20 protein-coding genes, 1 tRNA gene and 3 pseudogenes are annotated in these 22368 nt (G+C 36.2%); 7 read left to right on the forward strand and 17 right to left on the reverse strand.

The annotated features are described in order from the left end of the window. Positions 1 to 36: 36 nt before the first annotated feature. A complete protein-coding gene (locus tag ASG31_RS08845) occupies positions 37 to 1083 on the reverse strand; it encodes an ABC transporter substrate-binding protein (protein ID WP_056030793.1) in 1047 nt (348 codons plus the stop codon). 48 nt (positions 1084 to 1131) lie between these two features. Between ASG31_RS08845 and ASG31_RS08850 the strand changes: the two genes are divergently transcribed. Then, a tRNA-Arg gene (locus tag ASG31_RS08850) sits at positions 1132 to 1205 on the forward strand. 307 nt (positions 1206 to 1512) lie between these two features. On the opposite strand, the gene ASG31_RS08855 is transcribed toward ASG31_RS08850, so the two are convergent. From ASG31_RS08855 to ASG31_RS08865, 3 genes and pseudogenes are all read right to left on the reverse strand, one after another. Continuing rightward, the coding region (locus ASG31_RS08855; protein WP_157844459.1) for an IS3 family transposase at positions 1513 to 1866 on the reverse strand (354 nt) is incomplete at its 5' end. A 1-nt stretch (position 1867) separates the two neighbouring features. Beyond that, positions 1868 to 2110, reverse strand: a pseudogene (locus ASG31_RS08860) (transposase); the annotation flags it as partial. A gap of 85 nt (positions 2111 to 2195) precedes the next feature. Further along, positions 2196 to 2915, reverse strand: a complete 720-nt coding sequence (locus ASG31_RS08865; RefSeq protein WP_157844454.1) for a DUF429 domain-containing protein — start codon at positions 2913 to 2915, stop codon at positions 2196 to 2198. A gap of 55 nt (positions 2916 to 2970) precedes the next feature. On the opposite strand from ASG31_RS08865, the gene ASG31_RS08870 reads away from it, so the two are divergent. After that, a complete protein-coding gene (locus ASG31_RS08870; RefSeq protein ID WP_056030805.1) occupies positions 2971 to 4479 on the forward strand; it encodes a gluconokinase in 1509 nt (502 codons plus the stop codon). Between the two features lie 485 nt (positions 4480 to 4964). Here ASG31_RS08870 and ASG31_RS08875 read toward each other — a convergent pair whose 3' ends face one another. The 5 genes from ASG31_RS08875 to ASG31_RS18355 form a co-directional block, all read right to left on the reverse strand. Beyond that, positions 4965 to 6077, reverse strand: a complete 1113-nt coding sequence (locus ASG31_RS08875) for a PAS domain-containing sensor histidine kinase (protein ID WP_056030808.1) — start codon at positions 6075 to 6077, stop codon at positions 4965 to 4967. Next, on the reverse strand, positions 6067 to 6864 hold the full coding sequence (locus tag ASG31_RS08880) for an alpha/beta fold hydrolase (RefSeq protein ID WP_056030811.1): 798 nt from the start codon (positions 6862 to 6864) through the stop codon (positions 6067 to 6069). Before ASG31_RS08880 ends, ASG31_RS08875 begins: the two co-directional genes overlap by 11 nt. Before the next feature lie 106 nt (positions 6865 to 6970). Continuing rightward, on the reverse strand, positions 6971 to 7327 hold the full coding sequence (locus ASG31_RS08885) for a response regulator transcription factor (RefSeq protein WP_082504532.1): 357 nt from the start codon (positions 7325 to 7327) through the stop codon (positions 6971 to 6973). A 234-nt stretch (positions 7328 to 7561) separates the two neighbouring features. Further along, positions 7562 to 7666: a hypothetical protein gene (locus ASG31_RS19180; protein WP_262908068.1), complete on the reverse strand. Its 105-nt coding sequence runs from the start codon at positions 7664 to 7666 to the stop codon at positions 7562 to 7564. Between the two features lie 19 nt (positions 7667 to 7685). After that, a complete protein-coding gene (locus tag ASG31_RS18355) occupies positions 7686 to 8270 on the reverse strand; it encodes a PDDEXK nuclease domain-containing protein (RefSeq protein WP_117585834.1) in 585 nt (194 codons plus the stop codon). Positions 8271 to 8635: 365 nt separating this feature from the next. Between ASG31_RS18355 and ASG31_RS08895 the strand changes: the two genes are divergently transcribed. Together ASG31_RS08895 and ASG31_RS08900 are read left to right on the forward strand one after the other, a co-directional pair. Next, positions 8636 to 10423: a helix-turn-helix domain-containing protein gene (locus ASG31_RS08895; RefSeq protein ID WP_056030821.1), complete on the forward strand. Its 1788-nt coding sequence runs from the start codon at positions 8636 to 8638 to the stop codon at positions 10421 to 10423. 1005 nt (positions 10424 to 11428) lie between these two features. Further along, positions 11429 to 13150, forward strand: a complete 1722-nt coding sequence (locus tag ASG31_RS08900) for a S41 family peptidase (RefSeq protein ID WP_056030825.1) — start codon at positions 11429 to 11431, stop codon at positions 13148 to 13150. A 146-nt stretch (positions 13151 to 13296) separates the two neighbouring features. Here ASG31_RS08900 and ASG31_RS08905 read toward each other — a convergent pair whose 3' ends face one another. The 6 genes and pseudogenes from ASG31_RS08905 to ASG31_RS08925 all read right to left on the reverse strand — a co-directional run bounded on the left by ASG31_RS08905 (position 13297) and on the right by ASG31_RS08925 (position 16882). Next, on the reverse strand, positions 13297 to 13473 hold the full coding sequence (locus ASG31_RS08905) for a histone H1 (protein WP_056030828.1): 177 nt from the start codon (positions 13471 to 13473) through the stop codon (positions 13297 to 13299). Between the two features lie 84 nt (positions 13474 to 13557). Beyond that, positions 13558 to 13947 carry a hypothetical protein gene (locus tag ASG31_RS08910; RefSeq protein ID WP_056030831.1) on the reverse strand — a complete coding sequence of 130 codons (390 nt, stop codon included), beginning with the start codon at positions 13945 to 13947 and terminating at the stop codon, positions 13558 to 13560. Beyond that, a pseudogene (locus tag ASG31_RS19185) lies at positions 13948 to 14016 on the reverse strand (hypothetical protein); the annotation flags it as partial. Beyond that, positions 13988 to 14440: pseudogene (locus ASG31_RS08915) on the reverse strand (DUF4099 domain-containing protein); the annotation flags it as partial. The pseudogenes ASG31_RS08915 and ASG31_RS19185, both read right to left, overlap by 29 nt. 238 nt (positions 14441 to 14678) lie before the next feature. After that, positions 14679 to 14912 carry a hypothetical protein gene (locus tag ASG31_RS08920; RefSeq protein ID WP_056030837.1) on the reverse strand — a complete coding sequence of 78 codons (234 nt, stop codon included), beginning with the start codon at positions 14910 to 14912 and terminating at the stop codon, positions 14679 to 14681. Between the two features lie 392 nt (positions 14913 to 15304). Beyond that, positions 15305 to 16882 carry a Na+/H+ antiporter gene (locus ASG31_RS08925; RefSeq protein ID WP_056030840.1) on the reverse strand — a complete coding sequence of 526 codons (1578 nt, stop codon included), beginning with the start codon at positions 16880 to 16882 and terminating at the stop codon, positions 15305 to 15307. 530 nt (positions 16883 to 17412) lie between these two features. Here ASG31_RS08925 and ASG31_RS08930 point away from each other — a divergent pair. The 3 genes from ASG31_RS08930 (at position 17413) to ASG31_RS18880 (ending at position 19591) form a co-directional block, all read left to right on the forward strand. Then, positions 17413 to 17988 (forward strand): helix-turn-helix domain-containing protein, encoded by a 576-nt coding sequence (locus tag ASG31_RS08930; RefSeq protein ID WP_056030843.1) that lies wholly within the window; start codon positions 17413 to 17415, stop codon positions 17986 to 17988. Between the two features lie 326 nt (positions 17989 to 18314). Then, entirely contained in the window at positions 18315 to 19274 is a 960-nt protein-coding gene (locus ASG31_RS08935) for a TonB-dependent receptor (protein WP_231433781.1), read from the forward strand. A gap of 35 nt (positions 19275 to 19309) precedes the next feature. Then, entirely contained in the window at positions 19310 to 19591 is a 282-nt protein-coding gene (locus ASG31_RS18880) for a hypothetical protein (RefSeq protein ID WP_231433780.1), read from the forward strand. A gap of 314 nt (positions 19592 to 19905) precedes the next feature. Here the strand turns inward: ASG31_RS18880 and ASG31_RS08940 are convergent, their stop codons facing one another. Continuing rightward, positions 19906 to 20820, reverse strand: coding sequence for a carbohydrate kinase family protein (locus ASG31_RS08940; RefSeq protein WP_056030846.1), 915 nt, complete (start codon positions 20818 to 20820; stop codon positions 19906 to 19908). Beyond that, positions 20820 to 22361, reverse strand: coding sequence for a glycoside hydrolase family 32 protein (locus tag ASG31_RS08945; protein ID WP_056030849.1), 1542 nt, complete (start codon positions 22359 to 22361; stop codon positions 20820 to 20822). The genes ASG31_RS08940 and ASG31_RS08945 overlap by 1 nt, the downstream gene beginning before the upstream one ends. Between the last annotated feature and the right edge of the window lie 7 nt (positions 22362 to 22368).

A 22368-nucleotide genomic window follows, 5' to 3' on the forward strand; every position in this document is an offset into this window, starting at 1 on the left:
AAAAACTTGATGCAAAAGTAAGCAAATACTGCGAGGTTACTGCAATTCTTTGAAATAGGTGAGCTGATATCCCGGAAATAATTCCGGATGAAATACTTTAATATAATCTTTCAGAACCAAGTCAGACCGCACTACTCCGCTTTCAAAAAAATCATTGGCAGTAGATGTCTGTTTATTACTGTAAGCATAAATCTTTCCCATGCTGAAAACCTTGAGCTTTGCATAAAGTGGGTTCGTCTGTGCCAACTCTTTTTTACTTAAATGATTACCGGCATTCATCCAGAAACTGATGGAATCTGATTTGGAATAGACCTCTTCAAAACTCATCGCTACTGCTTTATCTTCTGTATTCTGATGTAGAATGTAATTTCCGCCAGCATCGGCAATATACTGAGCTACGGAAGTTTTTCCGCCCGGCATATACCAGATATTCCCGTACATCTCGTTGGCTAAAACATTTGGTTTTGTAGCCGCAGCGGCGGCCTGTTTACTGTATTTACTGTAGTCGCCCTCAATTTCTTTGTATCTTTTTTCTGCCAGCTGGTCTTTTCCTAAAAGTTTGCCGAAAACTTTGAGATATGAAGTTTTTTCTAAAGGTTTCTGTTCTAAATATTCGTCCAGAAATATCACTTTGATTCCATTGCTTTTCAGGAGTTCATAGGTATTTTCAAAATTAGGGATGTGGTTGGTAAAAACTGCATCTGGTTTTAAAGAAATAATTTTTTCAACATCATATTTCTGGTCACTGCCCACATTCTGAATTTTTCCGGACTTCACCATATCCTGAATTTTCTGCGAAAATATATATTCCGGACTGGAAACTGCAATGATTTGATTTTCGGCATTCAGTTCAGAAATAAAGCCAATCATACTTGCATTCAGAACGATTATTTTTTTAAAAGGTAGATCTTGTTCGCTGAAATTATATTCAAATTTTCCTGTTTTCAGATGAAAACCTGAGGCATCCTCATTATATCTGGTTCTTTCAGAGAGAATCTGCCAATTCTGAGAAGTAATTTTCTGTTCTCTTTTACAGGATATTAGCAGTAAAAACGCGAATAACATTAAAATTTTTGATTTCATATTTCAAAGAAAACAAAAAAATTGTATATTTGCAAACCTTTAAACAACGGCCTCGTGGCGCAACTGAATAGCGCACCTGATTACGGCTCAGGAGGTTACAGGTTTGAATCCTGTCGAGGTCACAAGACCGACATTTGAAGATTTTTCACTTCTTTGTCGGTTTTTTTGTTTTCCTATTTCCTTCTTAATCAAGAAGATAGTCTCCGCAAAACTATTGATTTTAGTGGTTTGAAAAAATTCTCCGTTGAAGGTTAACTTTTCAGGATATATCAAACCAATTATAGCTCTTTTGTCTAATGTGGATATGCAAATAAAAATTCCAGTATAAGTTAAGCAACATTTTGATAAATTTTATTTTGATTGTTAAACTCTTCTATTGTTTTGTAATTCAAGGTGCTNTGGATATGCAAATAAAAATTCCAGTATAAGTTAAGCAACATTTTGATAAATTTTATTTTGATTGTTAAACTCTTCTATTGTTTTGTAATTCAAGGTGCTGTGGCGTCTTTTTTTGTTGTACCAGACTTCGATGTATTCGAAAACTTCCAGCTCCATTTTTTCTTTGGAGATAAGTTTATTCCCATAAATGAGTTCCGTTTTTAATGATTTGAAAAAACTCTCTGCCACTGCGTTATCCCAACAATTTCCTCTGCGGCTCATACTTCTTGTAACGCCATAAAATTCAATAGTATTCACAAATTTCTTACTTGCATATTGAATGCCTCTGTCGCTGTGAAAAATTAATCCGTCAATTATTTTCCGGTTTTTGACAGCCATTTTCCANAATAGTATTCACAAATTTCTTACTTGCATATTGAATGCCTCTGTCGCTGTGAAAAATTAATCCGTCAATTATTTTCCGGTTTTTGACAGCCATTTTCCAGGCTGCAAGACTTGTCTCTTCGGTGCTCATTCCATTACTCAAACTCCATCCTATTATTTTTCGGTCGTRTAAATCAATCATARTTGTCAAGTATAAAAACCCTTCTTTGGTCTGAATATAAGTGATGTCAGAAACCCAAACTTGCGCAGGTTTCTCGGCAATGAAATTCCTCTCCAAAATAAATGGTAATATTCACCGTGAAATAAAGATCATACCAGATGAGTAAATTTTACTTTGAAAAATAATGAATTTTCATAGGTATTCCGAGAATATCTAAATTACCGGTCTCAAAAGATTTATCAGAATTAACCATCTCCTCAAGTGTTACTGCCAGGCAGATAGAATCTAGAATATCATCAGCAGAAACATGCTTTCGTCTAAAATTACACATAGAATTATTATAGATCATTTCTGCTTTATCGGAGTAATTGCTTAACACCTGCAATCTTTCCTGCTGACCCTCATCTGTCTTTTTATTATATTCCATAGATTGCTGATTGTTCAAAAAATGAAACGCCACCTCAGGATGTGATTCTTTGATTTTATCTACAAGGCTTCTATTACTTTGTAAAAGTTGATCGACTTCTCTGATCTTTGGAACTATACCCCAGGATTGTTTTGAGATACCTTTCTTAACTATTTCTTTATTTATCTGATTAGCTTCTTCATATGATGAAGCATATATTGCCTCCCGACACGGAACTGAAAACAGACTCGGTTTTCTTTTTTTTGATAAAATTTTTCGGGTCAGCATTTCGCAATTTCTTTCTGTCAAATCAACATTGGCAAGACCAACAGGCATATCAATCATGAACATACTGTTTTCAGGATTAAAATGTATCAGATCTGCCAGACTTTTAAAGAGGTTTACAGAACTACAATTCAATGAAACAGCTACCCATCCATACTTACAGCCATCAATACCTATTAATTCTTTGCATTTTGTCAAAATCTAATGTAATTTAGATGGTAAATATATCACTTTAAATTATTGACTGAAAATTATGATAATAGGATTAGATATTGGCACGTCGTCTACAAAAGCCGTTGCATTTGACCTGAAAGGCAAAGTCTTGGCAATACAAAGTATATCTTACCCTATACTAAAACCTTTAGAAGGACATTACGAACAGGATCCTGAGGTTATTTATAATGTGTGTATTACGTCGATTGCGCGTCTAATGACCGAGTTACAAAGCCTTGACAAGATGCTACAGCCTATGTGCATTTCTGTTAGCAGTGCGATGCACGGACTGATAGCTGTTGACAAATCAGGAATGCCTCTCACGAACTGCATCATTTGGGCTGACCGAAGAAGTGAAGATATAGCTAACGAACTGAAGGCAAATGAAGAAGGAAGACTATTATATCAACAGACCGGAACCCCCATTCATCCCATGACTTTGCTTTGCAAACTAATATGGATGAAATCCTGTGATGAAAAAGTGTTTGTTCAATCTCATAAATTTATTGGTATTAAGGAATTCCTTTTTTACAGACTCTTTGGTACCTATGTAGTTGATCATTCCATTGCATCGGCTACGGGATTATTTGACATACATAAGTTAGTGTGGTCTGATTTAGCACTGAATTTGGCAGGAATCTCTGCCGAACAACTGTCTGCACCTGTCCCGATTGATCATGTTTTTACATTGCAGGACCAAAACACAGCAGTCTCGATGCGCATACCAGAAGGTACTTCATTTGTTATTGGTGGTAGTGACGGCTGTCTGGCTAATCTGGGAGTTGGAGCTGTAGAACCGGGAGTGGCTTCTGTAACTTTTGGCACCAGCGGAGCTATACGGGTTGCCTCTTCGCATCCAAACCCGGAACAAAAGCAACGGTTATTCAGCTATCTCCTAAGACCGAATGAATATATAATTGGAGGAGCTGTTAATAATGGTGGTATTTTGCGAAATTGGTTCCGAAGTACTTTCTTAAACGAATCAACCAAAAAAATTACGGATGAGGACTTTAACCATTTTTTTAACGAAATGATAGATTCGGTGGGTCCAGGATCAGAAGGCTTGATTTTTTTGCCTTACATAACTGGTGAGCGTGCTCCGCATTGGAATTCCAATGCAAAAGGAGTTTATTTTGGAATACAGTTGCAACACACCTCTGCACACTTTGCGCGGGCAATGATGGAGGGCATGCTGTTCGCCATCTACAGCGTTGGAATTGCGTTGGAGGAAAATACCGGTCCAATTCAAAAAATCTATGTAAGTGGCGGTTTAGCGCGGTCGCAGAATCTGATTAAAATGTTAGCAGACATTTTTAACAAGCCCGTTTTCATTAAAGATTCAGTGGAAAGCTCCGCATGGGGAGCTGCACTAGTAGGTATGGAAGCCTTAGGAATCACACTGAAGCAGGCTGTGAAAGAATCCATAGCGGCAGATAGGACAGACAACATTGAGCAATTTTATGAGCCGAGTAAGGAAAATCATGCAGTGTATTTAAAAAATTTCAAACAATTTCAGAGACTTTATGATAAGCTGGAAGACGAGTTTTAATTATATAGCAAATCATCAAATTTGGGATGTTTAGACAAGTCTTTTTTTTGTTACTGTAATCAGACTCAACACTTTATTTTTCTCGCATATAAAATTTATCACTGGGGGCTTTACCATGCTAATAATCGCTGTGATAATCCTTAAATGTTTTGAAACAGGAGCCAATATTACAACGTGACATCTGGACTTTTTTAGTAACCGTGGACGATGTTGTCTACGGGAATTTTAGGAGGCATACAGTTATTTTCAAATGTTTTATTTTTGGCATTATAGACATTTTTTCAGCTTGTGCTTTCATAAATTATCTGTGCTGTATGTAGTGATTTTACTGTTGGCAGCGCTATTCTTAACTCATCGTCTTTTGAGTTTTTTATTTAAATATCTAATGAACCGTTTGCCGCATGAATCATATTGTAAAAGAATCATTGTTTAATATACAAAAATGTGGTTCATTATTTATTTATGAACGTACATTGAGTGTAAGATTATTCTATTGAAACCCGAAATGTAAAACATGTTTTATTTTCGTCTGATATAACGGATAGTAGCCCGTGATGCGCTTTTGCTATTTCATGTGAAATGTACAATCCCAGTCCAAGACCATTTTGATTCGAATCCGTCCCTTCGCGGTGAAAAGGATTAAAAAGATTTTTTATTGATTCTTCCGGTATTTTCTGACCGCTGTTAGTAACAGAAATTTCCCAAAATTCATCGGTGGCTTCGGCGCCAAGAGTGATAGAAGTATCAGATAATCCGTGCGTAATCGCATTGGCAAGAAGATTAGAAACCAGTTGAGAAACACGCCCAGGATCACATTCTATCAAACGATTAATTTTAAAATGAGATTCGATAGTCCTTCCCGGCCAGGAAACTTTTAATTCATTGCTGACTTCATTGAGAAGCTGTTCCAAATCAACAGTAACGGGTATTATGGAAATTCCGCCTCCCAGCCGGCCACGAGCCAAATCCATTATATTGTTAATCATCTCATACATCCTTTTTGAGCTGGAATGTACTATATTCATTAATTTTCTGTCGCGATCACTTAATTCAGATCTTGTCAGCAATTGAGTAGCGCTCATTATACCTCCGAGCGGATTTCGTAGGTCATGCCCAAGTACTGCTATAAATTGCTCACGAATAACTGCCTGCTGCTGTTCAATATTTAAGTTTGTTTCGGCTAATTTTTTGGACATCTGTAGGTTCTCTTCATACAAACGCCGGTCTGCTGCCTGAAATAAGGTGAAGCGTAAAAAAAGAGGATGATTGTTTTCATCTCTTCTTTCATATCCATTGATATAAACAGGAATTTTACCTTTCCCTGTATCTGTCAATTCAACTGATACTTCGTCAAAGTGTCCCTGTATTCGAAGCAACGGCCACAAATGGGTTTCAAAATATATTTTGCCGCCTACCGAAAGCAAATCAGATATACGTTTTCCAGTAAGGTGATCGGGACTGGTGCCAAGCCAACGGGCTGCACAAGTATTGATTCTGGTGATTTTCCCATTTGCATCAGCAATTACAAATCCGCATAATGAAGATTCGAAAAAGTCGTCAAAGTCCTCTGACAGTTTATTTGATTGGCTACCAGTCATTTAAAAAAACTCTTATTGCTTCAATTGTCTCTTGGGGAGCACTGAGATTAGGGCAATGCCCAGTTGCATTCATAATGACCAATTGACTTCCTTCCATCTGCCTGTGCATATAATGACCAACTTCTACCGGGGCAATGACATCATTACTACATTGAAGGATCAGAACAGGAACTTTCAGATCACCCAAAATATCCCGCTTATCTGTTAAAAAAGTAGTGCGTGCAAAATGTTTAGCGATTTCAGGATCAGTTTTACAAAAGCTGTTTGTTAATTCTTTTCCGAATTCCGGTCTGTCAGGATTTCCCATAATTACAGGAGCCATTGTTGCTGACCATCCTAGATGGTTGTCGTTTAAGGAATCAAGGAGCTCATCAATTTCTGACCTGCTGAAACCACCTACATAATCATCTTCATTGATATATGACGGTGAAGGTGATACCAAAACTAATTTTTTGAACAGTTCAGGAGCCATTTTTGCAGCAATAATTCCCATTATTGAACTTACAGAATGTCCAACAAAAACTGCGTTGGAAATTTTTAATTCTTTTGCAATTTCAACAATATCTTCAGCATAGCCCTCAAGCTGGCTATATTTTTCAAATGAATATGATGAAAGATCTGAATTTCCTGCACCTACGTGGTCGAATAGGACAGTTGTATGATTCTCCTCAAATGCAGGTGAAACATAACGCCACATATTTTGATCACAGCCAAAACCATGAGCAAAGAAAATAACGTTTTCACCTTCTCCATTTACTGTGACGTTATTCCTTTTGAGGATATCCATTAAATTCTGATTTTTGCAAATCTATTGATTTTTTAATTGGGAAATAAATAAACTTTTTGATTTCAAATTAATGGAACCAATCATTTTATTTAAAAATCATTTAATACTAAACCAAATTCTCTTTAATTCTCGCTAGCAGATTATCAATATCGAAAGGTTTGGAAATAAAATTGTCCGGCTGACAGATTTCACTAAATTGCTTGAGTTGAGCATGGGCACTCATAATGATCACAGGAACATCTTTATTATTGATATCCTCTTTTAGTTCACTGCATAGATCAATTCCAGATCCGTCAGGAAGCATTACATCAAAAAGATAAAGATCAGGATTTACTTTTAAATTTCTTTGTCTAAAAGCATGAGCAGTGGAAAAGGACTGTACTTCATAATTTTCCGACGTTAGTACAATCTCAAGTATTTCTCGAATGGACGGATCATCTTCTACCAAAAAAATCTTTCTCATATCCATACTTAGCAACAATGAAACCAAATAAAAGGTATAATTTATTGATTTGCTCAGTTTTTTAGTAAATTACTATCGTTTTTTGAGAATATCTAATTAATTTTATTGCTACTTCTGAATAAATACTCGAAGCATTCAGCAATTAGTTGTAAGAAATTAGTTATTCCTATTTAATCCTTTGAGACTCTTATATTACTCTGAGATTGGTCTTTGATGGCTTATGGTTCATATATTTTACTGGTCTGTGCTGTAATCTTCGTTTAATTTATCGATATTGTCTTTTACAAGCTGCTCCAATTGATAGGTAGCAACTTCTAAAGGTTTATCCAGTCCTCGCATTGCATATTCTACTTTAACATTACTTTTTGAGGCACAAAGTAATAACCCAATGGTTACAAAGTAATAACCCAATGGTTGGCTCATCAAATGGAGTCTTAATTTTATCGTCAACTGCACTGATATAAAAATTTAGTTTAGAAACATATTCAGGCATGAATTCTCCTGCCTTTATTTCGATCACAACATAGGCATGTAAAACAGTTTGATAGAAAAGCGAATCGGTTTTATAGTCGGTTTTATCGACTTCGATGGCATATTGACGTCCTACAAAGGCAAATCCCTTTCCCAACTCTAAAAGAAAGTCCGTTATTTTATGTGTCAAAAGCTTTTCTATTTCCAGCTCTTTTACTTTCGTTGAGAGCATCAAAAAATCAAAATGATATGGATCTTTGTAAATACTCTGCGCTAAATCTGATTGATATTCGGGGAATGTCTGTTTAAAATTATTCAAAGCCTTTCCGCTTCTTGTATATAAATTGCTTTGAATCTGTAAAAGCATTACGTCTCTACTCCACTCATTCTTGGCTGCTTCTGTAATGTAAAATGCTCGTTCTGTAGGATCCTTTATCTTTGTAAGAAGACTGATGTGATGATACCAGGTAATTTGTGCAAGTTACACTTGCACAAATTGTGTTTCAGATTGTGCAAGCGGCACTTGCATTATTGGAAACTGAGGATATCCTCACGACATGAAGATAAGATTGCAAAAGAAGTTAGAAATAGAGCGTAATTTATAAGTCTCATAAATAAAATTTGACCTAAAAGTAATGTCCTATTTCCACAGTGAAAAATTTCGGGCGAGGTATGGGAAGTAAAAACTTAAATATAGTTTTCTAAACAAAAAAAAGAATGGTAAAAACAAAAAAAAGAATGGTAAAAACAAAAAAAAAGATTTGTGTATTCAAAGTGATTTAATTGATTTTTCACTACTTTTAGAGCGGAATTCAAACACCTCTTCAATCACTGAACATGATTAAACTCTACACTACCACTATCATTTTTTTGCTGTCGCTCACATTCTTCCATTCCCAGAGAAAAACTGATTTCAATAATTTCGATTTTAATCTGATCAAGTCGAAAATTACAGAGCCTAATTTAAAAAGTGCAGAACGGAAAAAGCTGATTTTGGAGTTGATATTCGATGTGAAAAAGATAAATGACAAAAATCTTTTGTATGATTCCTACGCATTAGCATCACAATATACAACGGGGCAAGACCAATTAAAATACGGTGACAGCATTTTGATGATTGGAAAAGTAATTGGCACAGATGCAAAAATTGCAGATGCCTATATTGCAAAAGGGATGATTTTATCTACCCACAAGGATTTCGTTGGCTCATTAGATTCGTATCTGAAGGCATATGACCTCTTAAAAAAAGGAAAAAATGGCTATGTAATCAACAATTTGGAGTATAATATTGCCGATACAAAAAATTATTTAGGATTACATGAGGAAGCCCGAACCTCATTACAGAAAACCATAGCTTTTTTCAGATTGCATCATGACAAAGTAGATGGAACGGATTACAGATTATACTACATGTATTCCTTAATATCTCTCATTGATACCAATTCCAGAACAGGAAAATTTGGAGATAACGCCAATTTGATTAATGAGGGTAAGAATTTTATCAAGGATAAACAAAATGCAGACCTTGAAACTCTTTTGCCCTACCTAATCAGTTCAGAGGGAATGCAGGCATACTATCAGAAAAATTATCAACAGGCAATCAAGCTTTTAAATAAAAGCCTTAGTACCTACAATGACCAATGGAATCACTCAAACGATTATTTTTTTCTGGGAATGAGCTATTGGGAAAATGGAGAGCAGGATAAGGCTGTTGAATCATTTGCTGTCCTTGATGAAGAACTTGACAAAAACGGCAAAATTGACCCGAAATTCAGGTCTGCATTTGAAAAACTGTATGAATACTATCTAAAGAAAGAGGATAAAATTAAACAGTTTGAGTACATAGATAAACTGCTCATGCTTCATAAAGTGTATGAGAAAGAATACGAGCAGATTTTTCCTCATCTAAAAACGAAGTATGAGATTGATAAGTTAAACAGAGAAAAGCAAAAATTATCCACCTCCTTAAAAGAGCAGAGATATTTTAATCTTTCTCTTATCGTCTTGTCTACTCTACTACTTTTAGGATTATTCTACAGCATTTTAAGAAGTTACAGACGAAAAAAACAATATAAGAAACTTTATGAGACTTATATTCTTCAAAACTCTGTTGGGTCATCAGTTGAGGAAGAATCTGTAGATTACGAATTCTCTTCAGACAATTATGATGAAAAGTTTATTGATGATAAAGAAGAATCAGATGAAATCTGCGAAGAGGAACTTGAGGAGGAGGAAGTCTCGCCGTCAGGCAATACATTGCTCATAAACCAAACACTGGAAAACCAAGTTCTGGATAAACTTTCCTTTTTTGAAAAAAGCAGAAAGTTTCTTGACTCAAGTGTTACCTTGAAATCCCTGGCAGTATACTGTGGAACAAATACTGCATATCTTTCAAAGATAATCAATAGTCATAAGAAATGTAATTATAAAACTTACATGGTCAACCTTCGCCTTAATTACACAATGCATTTATGGAAGTCCAGAGCCGATTCAAGGGTGCTGTCAATTCAGGAGATAGCTACAAAATCAGGCTTTAGCACTGCACAAAGTTTTTCTAAAAATTTTCTGCTTAAATATGAAGTTTCACCAAAGTACTTTTTACAGCAACTGAATAAAACTCAATAATTATAGTCTAAACGTAAGTAGTAGATCTTTTAAATTGAGGAAAGTCATGGATTGAAACCAAAACAATGCACTAGGATGTCAGGATGATCAAATATAGCCATATATGCAGGGACATAAACCAGCTTGCCCGAGCAGAAAATGATCTTAAATACAAAACATAGATGAGACTAGTCCTGATAATAATTCTGTTATTGTCTGTTTTGAAGGAGACAAAAACTAAAAGCATTTTAAGTAATCTTCTTTCAATCCTTACGTGCAGAAAATGAGAAAGTGGAATGCTGGGAAATGACAATTATGAGGGATATTGAAATTTACATAATTGAAGAAGCCGGAAAGAAATCGTATTTCACCATCTTCTCTGTGATTAGGCTGTAAAGATAAATTCTCCTTATAGTGTAAAAGATTAGTTGTGAGGACTCCTTAAATTTCAATAAACCGCATTTGCGTTTTGTGAGGTTTCTGACTTTTCTATGCAGATTACCATTCAGGCAGGCACAAGGAAAACTGCAATCAATTCCATGAAAACAATAAGAAAGAAAATTGATAGAGCCTGAAATATTTTTGCGGAGGCTCCGCAATCCCGGATTGTGGATACCCAAAAAGATTTTTTTCCGCAGGGACAACGGAATATATTTGCTATAGAAAATCGGAGAGCCTCACAAGGAATGATGATAATTGAAATATGATCTTCTTTTTATAGAATAAAAAATGAAAACAAATGTTATGAAAGATCCAGTTGAGATATTTTTTGCAAAATTGTTGGTTTATTAGCGGATGAACACTTTCAGATCTGTAATTATGAACTGATTTTTCCGGTTTCATCACTTTCCATTATACGAACCTATAATAAATGATAGAAATTTTTATTTGGTAAAAACTAAATTCCTGTAACTTTAGTGCGTTTGTAACTGTCATTGTAATGTGTATGTATCCCTTCAGAATGTTTTACCAAATTTAGTTTCTGTGGAGATTGTATTCATGACATTAAAAAATTAATTTAAGCGCATGAAATTCCTCATTTTTCTCTCTATCCTTTTAACATCTTCCCTATCCGCTCAAAGCACCAGATTCTCTGACCGTGAGTTATATGACTTAGCTAAAATTTGGGGGCTGATTAAATATTATCATCCTGCAACTTCTCAGGGAAAAACAGATTGGGACAATGTTCTTTTGCAGTCATTCAGCAATCAGAAAGAATCAACTCCAGATGAAATAATCACCAATTGGCTGAAGCAGGCAGACCAAAGTTCATCTGACCGGATAGTTGAGAGAAAATCGGACTGTGACAGCATTACCCTTCGTAATTTTGATGATTCGTGGATAAAAAAATTAAATAAAATAAGTCCTGCAAACAGGAAACGTCTGCTGGAAATGACAGCTCAACCAAAAAATGTAGGATCATTCTACTCTAATCCCGTTGAAAACAGTATTCGTTTCAGCAGTACCAATGAAAAAACGTACACCCAATTTTCGACAGACATCAAAATGCTGGAACTCTTCAGAATCTGGAATGCGATCGAATATTTTTATCCCTACAAATATCTTCTAGATGAAAAATGGGATCAGGTTCTGCAAAAGTATATCCCTGTTTTCAAAAAAATAAAAACAGAAACAGACTACAAATACGCTGTAATGCAGCTTGCCGCTGAAATTCAGGATAGCCATGTTGAAATAAAGAAAACCTTACAGTACGATGTTGTCGGAAAATTATCTGCTCCTTTTATTTTTCAGATCGCTGACGGCAAAGTTGTCATCACCGGGATTAAAGATGAAGCTAAGATGAAGAAAGCAAACCTTGAAGTTGGAGATGTCATTACAAAGATCAATGGAAAATCTGTTCTGAAATCGCTTGATATCAATTCCAAATATTTTGCATACTCCAATAATGCAGTAAAATTACGTGAGGCTTACAGCTATCTGTTCAGCAGCAATGTTCTGACAGCAACAGTAGAAGGTGTAAAAAAGAACGGAAAGGCTTTCAAAACGGTCATGGAAAGAACTGGACGCATCTTTCAAAATGAATGGGACAAAGACGGCATACCCAATTATCAGCTGTTCTACAAAAACAAAACCTACACCTACCTCACTTATAATGAGAAAGAAAGCCGCCTAAATCCGAGCTTTCCGCTTGATGACAAAGTGTATTTTGAGTTTGCGTCTTTAAAAGCAACAGAGATTCCTTTACTGATGGAAAAGTATCAAAATACCAAAGGAATGGTTTTCGATCTCCGCGGCTATAATAATGACGGCTCAATAATAAAGATCTTTGATTATCTGCTGACTAAACCGGAACATTTCGGGATTATGACTCAGGCAGATTTCAGCCAGCCTGGAAAATTCTGCTTCGTCGATAATATCATTGACAAATCCTACAAATTTGCGGGCAGGAATAATCCCAACGCCTACAAAGGTCAGGTTGTTGTTTTAATCAACGAGTATACACAGAGCGCAGCTGAACTTTGGGCAATGATATTTAAAAAGGTTCCCAACGTCATTTTTGTTGGAAGTCAGACCGCAGGGGCGGACGGGAATAAGACGTCCATTAAAATGACCGACGGAAATGAACTTATTTTTTCAGGACTGGGTATTTACTATCCAGATGGTGCTGAAACCCAGCGGATCGGTATTCAACCAGACATTGTCGTACGTCCCACCGTTGAAAGCATCAGAAATAGTCAGGATCTGCTTCTGCTGAAAGCTTTTGAACTTATTGATCAGAAGAAATAAATTTAAAAATTTACACTGCATTTACGTGGCAAGGTTCTACCGGAAGCAAGAAAAGGATAGTGAATATTTTACGCATGCAGGCTTAATTAAGAAATATAAACAAAATATCCATCACAGTACGATGGATATTTTGTTGTAAGAGAATCTTATTTTTTTGATTCCTCAACAGAAACTTTTCTGAAATCCTTAAAAAGTTTGCTTAGTTCTAAAGCTGATTTTCTGGCTCTTGTTCCTGCTGCTTTGTTTCCTTTTTCAGATTGCTGATTCGCTTCAGCAGTAAATGCTTCAAATTCAGCATTGATTTTTTCGATAAGTTCTTTCATAACTGGATTGTATAAATTTATTTGGATGGCAAATATATTTATTTTTTTTAGTTAGACATGGTTTTTCACACAGGTTTAGAAAGTTCACATTTTGCGACCTTTGGATTTGTTAACTGTTTTAGTTATCCTTACTTGTTCTTTTACCGGATTTTTAAACGAAAACTCAAACTTTCCTATCTTATTATGGAAACTAATATAGCCTTGGTATTTCTTTCCTTTGCTGTCGTTGAGTCCGTTGATGTAGGCGGTCTCCCCTGCTTTGAGTTTTTCGATCTGCCATTTGTGGAGGGGTTTGCCTCTGAAGGTAGTAGGCACTTCTGCTTTGAGGAGGGTTGGGCGGGTTTTGTGTTTTAAATGGTTTTGTAAAGTATTGATGCTTTTATTGATGTTTCTGTTGAATAGGAATTCTACATATCTTTTGTCGGCATTGAACTGGACGGTGGCATTGAAGAGGGTTCCTCTTTTGGAGATCATGTTTTCAATATATAAGGGTTTTCCTTCTTTCCAGGGTTTTCTTTTGATCTTTGTTAAGGGTGACTCCACAGAGAACCAATGGGATTCTGATATATTCTGCTCGTAATGTCTTGAGTTGGTTGGTTAGTCGGTCTCTGCTGATGACGGACGGAGTGATTTCGTCAGTCATAGGATTGATCAGATTGACCACCCCGCCCATGTTTCCTGTTTCCAGGAGATTGATTTGGTCTTGTTGGATGAAGTCATGACCGATGAGTTGGGTGGCGAAGTCTGGTTCTTTTCTGACGGGGTGAATGCTTACTTCAAGGCATCCGACATCGTTGAGTCTTAAGGAAAGTCTGACATCCACGGTCGTTGTGATGGTTCCCTGATTAAACGTGATGGGAATCAACATGGGTGTTTTATATCCTTTGAGTAAGGGTTCCATGGCGTTGAGCTGTTCGAGTATTTCTTTTGTAAGAATGAGCCTGCTCATGATTTTCCAGTCGATCTGTTCAGGGACATAGCGGTATTGATTTTCTTAATGTAAGGATAATTACTTTTACTTTGCTGAAATTGGGTGAGTTTATTTTGACGATCCAACGCCGCTTGTACTGCATCGATGGAAACTGCATAGTCTTTGAGCTGGTCGATTCTTTTACACTTGCCTGACCGATGTAGTCCTGAAGGTATTCAGCTGTTTCATTGGCTTCGTATTAAGTTACTTTGAAAAAGGTGAATTCTTCAGGGTTTTATAACTTGTGGTACAAATCTGAATAGAATTGGGTGAAGCTGGCTTCTTTTGAGTTAATTTTTAAGATGGTATTTAAATATTCTTGCTCGGGTTCGTTGTAATTGATCGTCCCGTCTGGATTGATGTTTTGTACAATGCCGATAGTATTGCTGTTATTGTGGAGAACCACTAAAGTGTCGGTGGATTGGATTTTTATATTCTGTTCCTGATTTTGTTTGTACTTATTTTCCATAATACTCAATCTGATTTACTAATAAAATTAAATGAGAATTGGTCCGGATTCATGTTCTGGAATTCCATGACATATTTTGGAAATGGTAGTCTTTCTTATGATTCTCTTTTAATAAGCATATTAAGTAAGTCCGTTGCGTTGACTTAATCTTTAAATTTGATGAGTATTGCAAAAAAAAACAAGCTTCCTGATAACGATGACGCTCTTAAAGTCACAATACCGTTTTGCTAAAAGATGCAATCATTCTTCTAAAGCACACACATCATCTTTAGATTATTCAAAAAGCTATTATTACCTTACCTGTTGAGACAAGACTTTACTGATAGATCCGAGCTGGATTCCAATACGAGAAACAGGCTCTAATGACAGACCACAAAAAATATAACAAAATATTAGCTTCTCATATTTAATCTTTCCTCCTGAAGATCTAGCAGGCGAAGATGTTTTCTGATTATTTCTTCATCTAACAGGAGCTCTTCTCTGTTTTTATTGATCAGCCAGCTTCTCTGACTTTCGAGAATGTCGATATAAATCTTTCTGTACTCATCAAAATTGAGAATGATCTCAGAACTGCTTAATTGGTTTTCGTATTTCTGTAATTGATCTTTCAACGCCGGGAAACTTTCTATTTTGTGGGCATAATCGCTGTGGATTTTATTAATTGCCACTTCTGCCAAGCTGTTTTGAATATCGTAATCAATCTCTTTCTCACTTTTTATAAAGTCCCGATCTACAGGTGGAAACCTTTTAAGTAAAATAGGAAGTGTGAGACCTTGCAGCAATAGAGTTAAAAGAATAACAATAAAAGTAATGAAGAGAATCATATTTCTTTGTGGGAAAGGTGTTCCATCATCCAAAGTCAGGGGAATGGAAAGCGCTGCGGCCAAAGAAACTACTCCTCTCATTCCAGTCCAGCCAATAATCATGGGCGTTTGCCAGCCGGGTGACTGCGCATCAGCAACGGTAATAAAATTTCTCATAATTAAAGTTGTAATTAACGCTCCGTAGCCGGCAACTATTCTCACAAGAATCAATACAACAGTAACTGCAACTCCATAACCGATTGCAGTGTATAAATCTGTATCACCTAAGCCGGAAACAATTTCCTGCAGGTCTAAACCGATAAGCATGAAAACGATTCCATTTAACAAAAAGCAAAAGCTTTCCCAAACTGTTACCGTACGTATCCGTGATGCGCTGCTTAAAAAATCGTGACTCCGGTAAGAAAGAAATAACCCACCGGTTACCACAGCTAAAACTCCGGATGCATGTAGCTGTTCTGCTGCCAAATACATTGAAAAGGGCGCAATAAAAGTCAACAGAATATCAATGTTTGAATCTGTAGGTAAAATTTTATGCATTTTCATAAAGATGTGCGCAATAACAAGACCTATTCCTACTCCTCCAAAACACATCCATATAAAACTGCCAGCTGCTTCATGCCAAACGAATTGTCCGGTTGCAGCAGCAATCATCGCAAATCTGAAAATAATGAGAGAAGAGGCATCGTTAAGCAAACTTTCACCTTCGAGAATTGATACCAGTCTTTTCGGAACCTTTACAAATTTTAAAATTGCTCCAGCACTCACTGCATCTGGTGGAGAAATGATTCCACCCAATAAAAACCCCAGGGCTAATGAAAATCCCGGAATAAAATAATTAGCAAAAACAGCCACTGACATAGCAGTAAAAAAAACGACTATAAAAGCAAAACTAAAAATAATTCTACGCCATCGCCATAGTTCTTTCCATGAAGTTGACCATGCAGCCTCATAAAGCAGAGGAGGTAAAAAAATGATGAATAATAATTCAGGTTCTATTTTAATATGTGGCGTACCGGGGATAAAACTGATCAGAAGGCCGGCTAAGACCAGCAAAACGGGATATGCAACCTGAATTTTCTTTGCCAGCATGATGAGCATAGTGATAAGCAAAACCAGAAAAAGATAGAATTCGAAATTTTCAAGCATAGTGGATTTTTAGAAAACTAAATATATATATTAAATTTTAAAAACATTTAGATTAGAGATAGATATTCAACAACATTACTATTCCGACACAACGTCAATCTGCTTTTCAACAGGTGTTGAAACATACGTTTCAACTATGTATTCTGCCGTCTTCAGTGCATTAAATATTTTTACCATAATTGTATTTTACCTTATAGATTAATAAGCTGAGGAAGCACCTTTACTCTCAAACTTTAGCTGGCGGAATCTGGTATTATCCTGTAATAGTTCGACATCATATCCTCTTTTTTCTCTCTTGTTTTCATTAATGTAGCAAGTTCGGTAGTGTAGGATCTGACAAAATGATTAAAGAAACTGCCCCTGCTTAAACTTTGTTAATCATAACTTCATTATCTGAAGTGGTCTTTATTTTAGATAGTAACAGTCTTTTAAATTTCATATGATATAAAAATAGCACCAATATAAGTTTACTATTTGTAATATTGTGAAAGGATAAATTTATACTTTTACAAAATCAATATAATCATAGAATGAGTGACTTCATCATAGGCATCGGCAAAAGAATAAAGGATATCAGAAAAGAAAACAATCTTACAATTAATGAGCTTGCCAACAGAGCCAATGTGAGCAATGGACTGATTTCAAGGATAGAAAACGGCAGAACGATACCCTCTCTTCCTGTATTATTGGATCTTATTCAATCGCTAAACATTGATGCAAGCTATTTTTTTGAAGGCGTAGAAAAAAGCAGTACAGCAAAATATATTTACATTCCTAAAGAAGATCAGCAGGTAATTGAAAAAGAAATAGAAGCAGAGGGATTCAAATACATGCACATCTTCAGCAAAAGTTTAAATTCATTGGGTTTCGAGGCTGTTTTGCTGACTTTGGAACCACGTTCTAAAAGAGAAAAAGTAATCACCGATGCCTGGGAATTCAAATATATTTTACAAGGAACTGTAAAATACGTTATTGATCAGGAAGAAATTATCTTATCCGAAGGTGATGCACTTTATTTCAACGGAAAACATCCTCATGTTCCGGTAAGCATTTCTGATGAATCATGTATTATGCTGGTTCTCTACCTATATTCTGAAAAATTCTGAAATTATAAATCAGACATATGCTCCGCAATTTAAAAGTTTACTAATAGTAAACTTTTTGTTTTTCCATTTAATAATTACGTAATAATTTGTTCATATCTGTCTTGAATTAATTTTGTATTCCCGTTGAGAAAAAATCATCTGAAATCTTCACATCTCCCTCTCTTAAAGCATTATTCTTTATTTTCGTCAGGCAGAAGTTTTCATACTTCAGCTTATTTCATTCAAATTAAATATAAAATTTCTTCATTATTACTTAACATTAAAAGTTTATAAATATTAAAAATCAGGCATATTTTTGTAGTGTAATTTTAATATTTGTAAAAAAAATGAAAACCATAATCCAAAAAAGCTTCATTCCATTATTTGCCTGCTGCACCATCGGCATTTTTGCACAGAAGCAAATCGTTACAGGAATAGTTTCTGATGATAGTCAGGCTCTGCCGGGCGCCGCAGTATCTGTGGAAGGAACCTCAAAAGTTTTGATCACTGATGCTGAAGGAAGATTTACCATCAGCGATTTAAAGGCAGGTCAATACAATCTGAAAGTAAGTTATATAGGCTTTGAGCCAAAAAATCTTTCTGTAGAAATTATTGATTCTCAGAATCTTGATTTAGGGAGTATTGTTCTTTACCAGCGTCAGAAGAATATCGAAGAAGTTATCGTTTCAGGAACACTCAGAAACAGTGAAGCCCGTGCCTTGAATATGCAAAAAAATGCAATCAATATTTCAAACGTCATCGCCTCAGACGGTATTGGTAAACTACCGGACAGAAACGCAGCCGAAACCGTACAAAGAGTTCAGGGTGTCTCCATCGAGCGCGATCAGGGTGAAGGAAGATTTGTTTCTTTAAGAGGACTTCCTCCATTTTGGGCATCAACAACCATCAATGGAAATAGACTTCCAACCGCTGAAGAAGAAACCACCTCAAGAGCAACAGCCTTTGATTTTTTTCCGACAGAATTGATTTCTTATGTACACGTCAACAAATCTTTTACTCCCGATATGGAAGCAGACGGAATTGGTGGCGGTGTGAATTTTATCACCAAAACTCCTCCCATGAAAACTGAGTTCAGAGGGACTTTAGGAACAGGTTACAATGCAAAGTCTGATAAAGGCGTTTACAATCTGGGTCTGCTTTACGGCGGAAGAACGAAAGACAAAAAGTTCGGATATCTTGTTAATTTTTCGCATTTCATCAGAAACTGGTCAACGTATAATTTTGAAGCAAGAAGAAGCGGTGACGAAGGAGTTTTCAGAATGGAACTTCGTGATTATAATGGGTAAGAAAAACTACAGGAGCAAATGCTGCTTTAGAATATGTGTTGTCTCCGAAAAGTACCTTGTATCTGAAAGGAATGTACGGAACCCTTTCTGATGACGAAACTCATTACAAACACAGAGTGAGATTTGATAAATTCAGTGCGGCAAACAACACGGCAAGAGTTGAGCTTCAAAACATTCACAATTTACTGATCACAGAACTGACTTCGGTTTCTTTGGGTGGAAATCATCAGTTTAATAAAAGTAAAATTTTTGGGAGAAGGTCAAGAAGGTCACATTTTCTAAGATTCTTGCGCCGTATAAAAGTTGCAAACACTTAAGAAGGTAAGTGAGATTTTTAAGAGTCCACTATTTGACCTGATATAAATCATTATAATATATAAATCACCATTTTACATCTGATTAAAAACATCTAGAACTTTATTAATATCAATCAATAATTGGTTTGAATAGATTCCTGTCTTGTTCACAAACAACCAAATGGCGCCACTAAAGACAAGTGGCGCCATTTTTTATGATGTTGTTTTAATTATTCAAAAAATTATTTACCGAGAATTAAAATTTGAAGATCAATGTCAACAGACAAAACTCCCAAAAAGAGAGTTTTGTTTTATGATCAATATGTGTAATTATCTTACTGAAAAACGTTCTGCTTACGAAATATCTCTATTTCAGAGCTTTCTATTTTAGGATTTGCCCCGGAGTAACTCGCTACTAATGCCCCGACGGCACTTGCAAAATTCAGGGCTTCATCCGGACTTTCATTTGAGAGCAATTTGGCAATCAGACTGGCTAAAAAAGAATCTCCTGCACCTACTGTATCTGCTACTTTCACAGGAAAGCCCTGGTGTCTGTACAGTTCATTATTCCACAGCAGGATAGAGCCGTGCTTTCCTAAAGTTACACAGATTGCCTTCGTGTCTGTTTTTTCTGATATAAATTTAATGTTTGACTCCAGATCATCAGACTCGAATCCCATTCCGGCAGCTATTTCCACTATTTCCTCATCATTAAATTTGATAAAATCTGCTCTCTTCATAAGCTTTTCGAGAAGCTGAATGTTGTAAAACGGCTTTCTTAAATTCACATCAAAAACTTTAAACATTCTGTCATTGAAATCTAAAAGTGAGAAAAGCGTCTTTTGGGAAACTTCATTTCTGCAGGCAAGACTTCCGTAGAAAAAAACATCGGCCTTTTTTACGGTATTCATTATCTTATCATCTACAGTGATAAAATCCCATGCAGAAGGAAATTTAATCTCGTACGTTGCAGAACCACGTTCATTTAAAGAAACCTGCACAATTCCTGTATTATATTTCGGAGAAACAGCAATCCCGGCAGTTTCAACAGCATTTTTTCCGGTGTAATCCAGAATTATCTTTCCGTCTTCATCATTTCCTACGGCACTGATCATTGCCACGGGAAAGCCAAAAGAAGCCGTTCTGAGAGCCAGATTAAGAGGCGCTCCGCCAATTTTTTTCTCTTCTCCAAAAACATCGAAAAGTACTTCGCCAAAACTTATTACATTAATTTTATTATTGATAGACATTAATTGGGGTTTTTAATATTGACATTACTGAATGAACTGTCTGAAGAACTAAAAATACTCCATTTTTTATTAACTACATTATAAATCCTGTTTGTGAACGCGATTTTATCGTTAATATAAACCACACAAACATCGTTGCTCATAGAAGCTGTTACAGTATATGATGTTCCTGAAACCGAACTTAACGAATAAGAATTCATAAGATCCTCCGAACCGGAATTCATTACATAAGCTGCGATTCTGTTATTTGCAGGTTCAAAGGCAATCTTTACCCCACTTCCGGCGTCGGTATCCTGTGCCAGAATAATTCCTGCTTTTCCGGCAGATACATTCAATGTAAAGTTAATCTGATTAGCCTTCTGAAGTTTTGAAAAAGTGATCTGAGAATTGGAAGATAAATTAAAGCTGTTTCCATTCTGAGAGGCATTTCCGATGATTTTATCAACTGATAATGCATTGTTTTGATTAAACACAGATTGTACTCCCGAAACAGGTTTCACAGCCAGTGTTCCGTCCGGATTCTGAAGCAGTCTGTGAGCAACAATATTTCCTGCCCAGTCTTTTCCACCGGTATTATTTTCAGGTGTTTTTCTTGCGGTCCATCCTACCAGATAACGGTTTGTATTATCCGAAACTGTTTTGGCTGCATATAGATAAGAGCCGTCAAGACGGTCATTTTGAGGCGTAGTCCAAGGTCCGTTTGGTGAAGTCGAAATACGGTAATGCGTTCCTGTATTGCTGCTCCAGTTTTCAGAAAAAACAAGATACCAATAATTGCCCATTTTGAAAAGGTCCGGACATTCCAGCATAATATAATTTTCGGAAGAGGTGGTTGTATAAATCGGATTTTGTACAGTCCAGTTTCCGGTTGCCGGATTGGTTGTGGTAAATTTCAATACAACCGCTTTTTTATCAGAGGTTTGAGCAGAGACCAACATCCAGTATTTACCGTCTTCAGAGTTAAAGAAAACGTGTGGATCACGGAATTCATAATCATAATATCCTGCCGGAGCAGTCATTTTGAAACTCTTTACTTTTGTCCAGTTTTTCATATCTGTACTTGTTGCCAAAAGAATGCTCTCCCGCGGATTGCCTGAAAGAAACGAAGCTGCGGCGTTATGACCGGTGTAATAGTAATAATACGTATTTCCTACCTTCACAAGGCTTCCTGTTCCCACTCCGAAATCGGCTTCTGATGACGTTCCGTAAGGAATCTGTCTTCCCTGATAAGTAAAATCTGTGAAATTACCGGTCTCGAAGCTGTGAATATCGTGAAATCCTTCTCCTGCGGGTTTTGTTTTTGCATCGTGGAGAAAGAAAAGGTGGAACTTCCCGTTTTCATAATAAGGCATTACATCTCCTGCATAACCTTCTGTATAATAAGGATTGTTCTCTCCCATCCACTGATTGGGCGGCTGCGGAAAGATATTGGTTTTGCTGTAAATATCTTCCGGATTAACCTCCGTATCCGAATCACGATTCTGACAGGAAAATGTTGCCAGTGAAAGTACGGCTGCTACATATATTTTTTTAATTGACATGGGTTCT

This window comes from Chryseobacterium sp. Leaf404 (assembly GCF_001424145.1).
Lineage (GTDB): Bacteria > Bacteroidota > Bacteroidia > Flavobacteriales > Weeksellaceae > Chryseobacterium.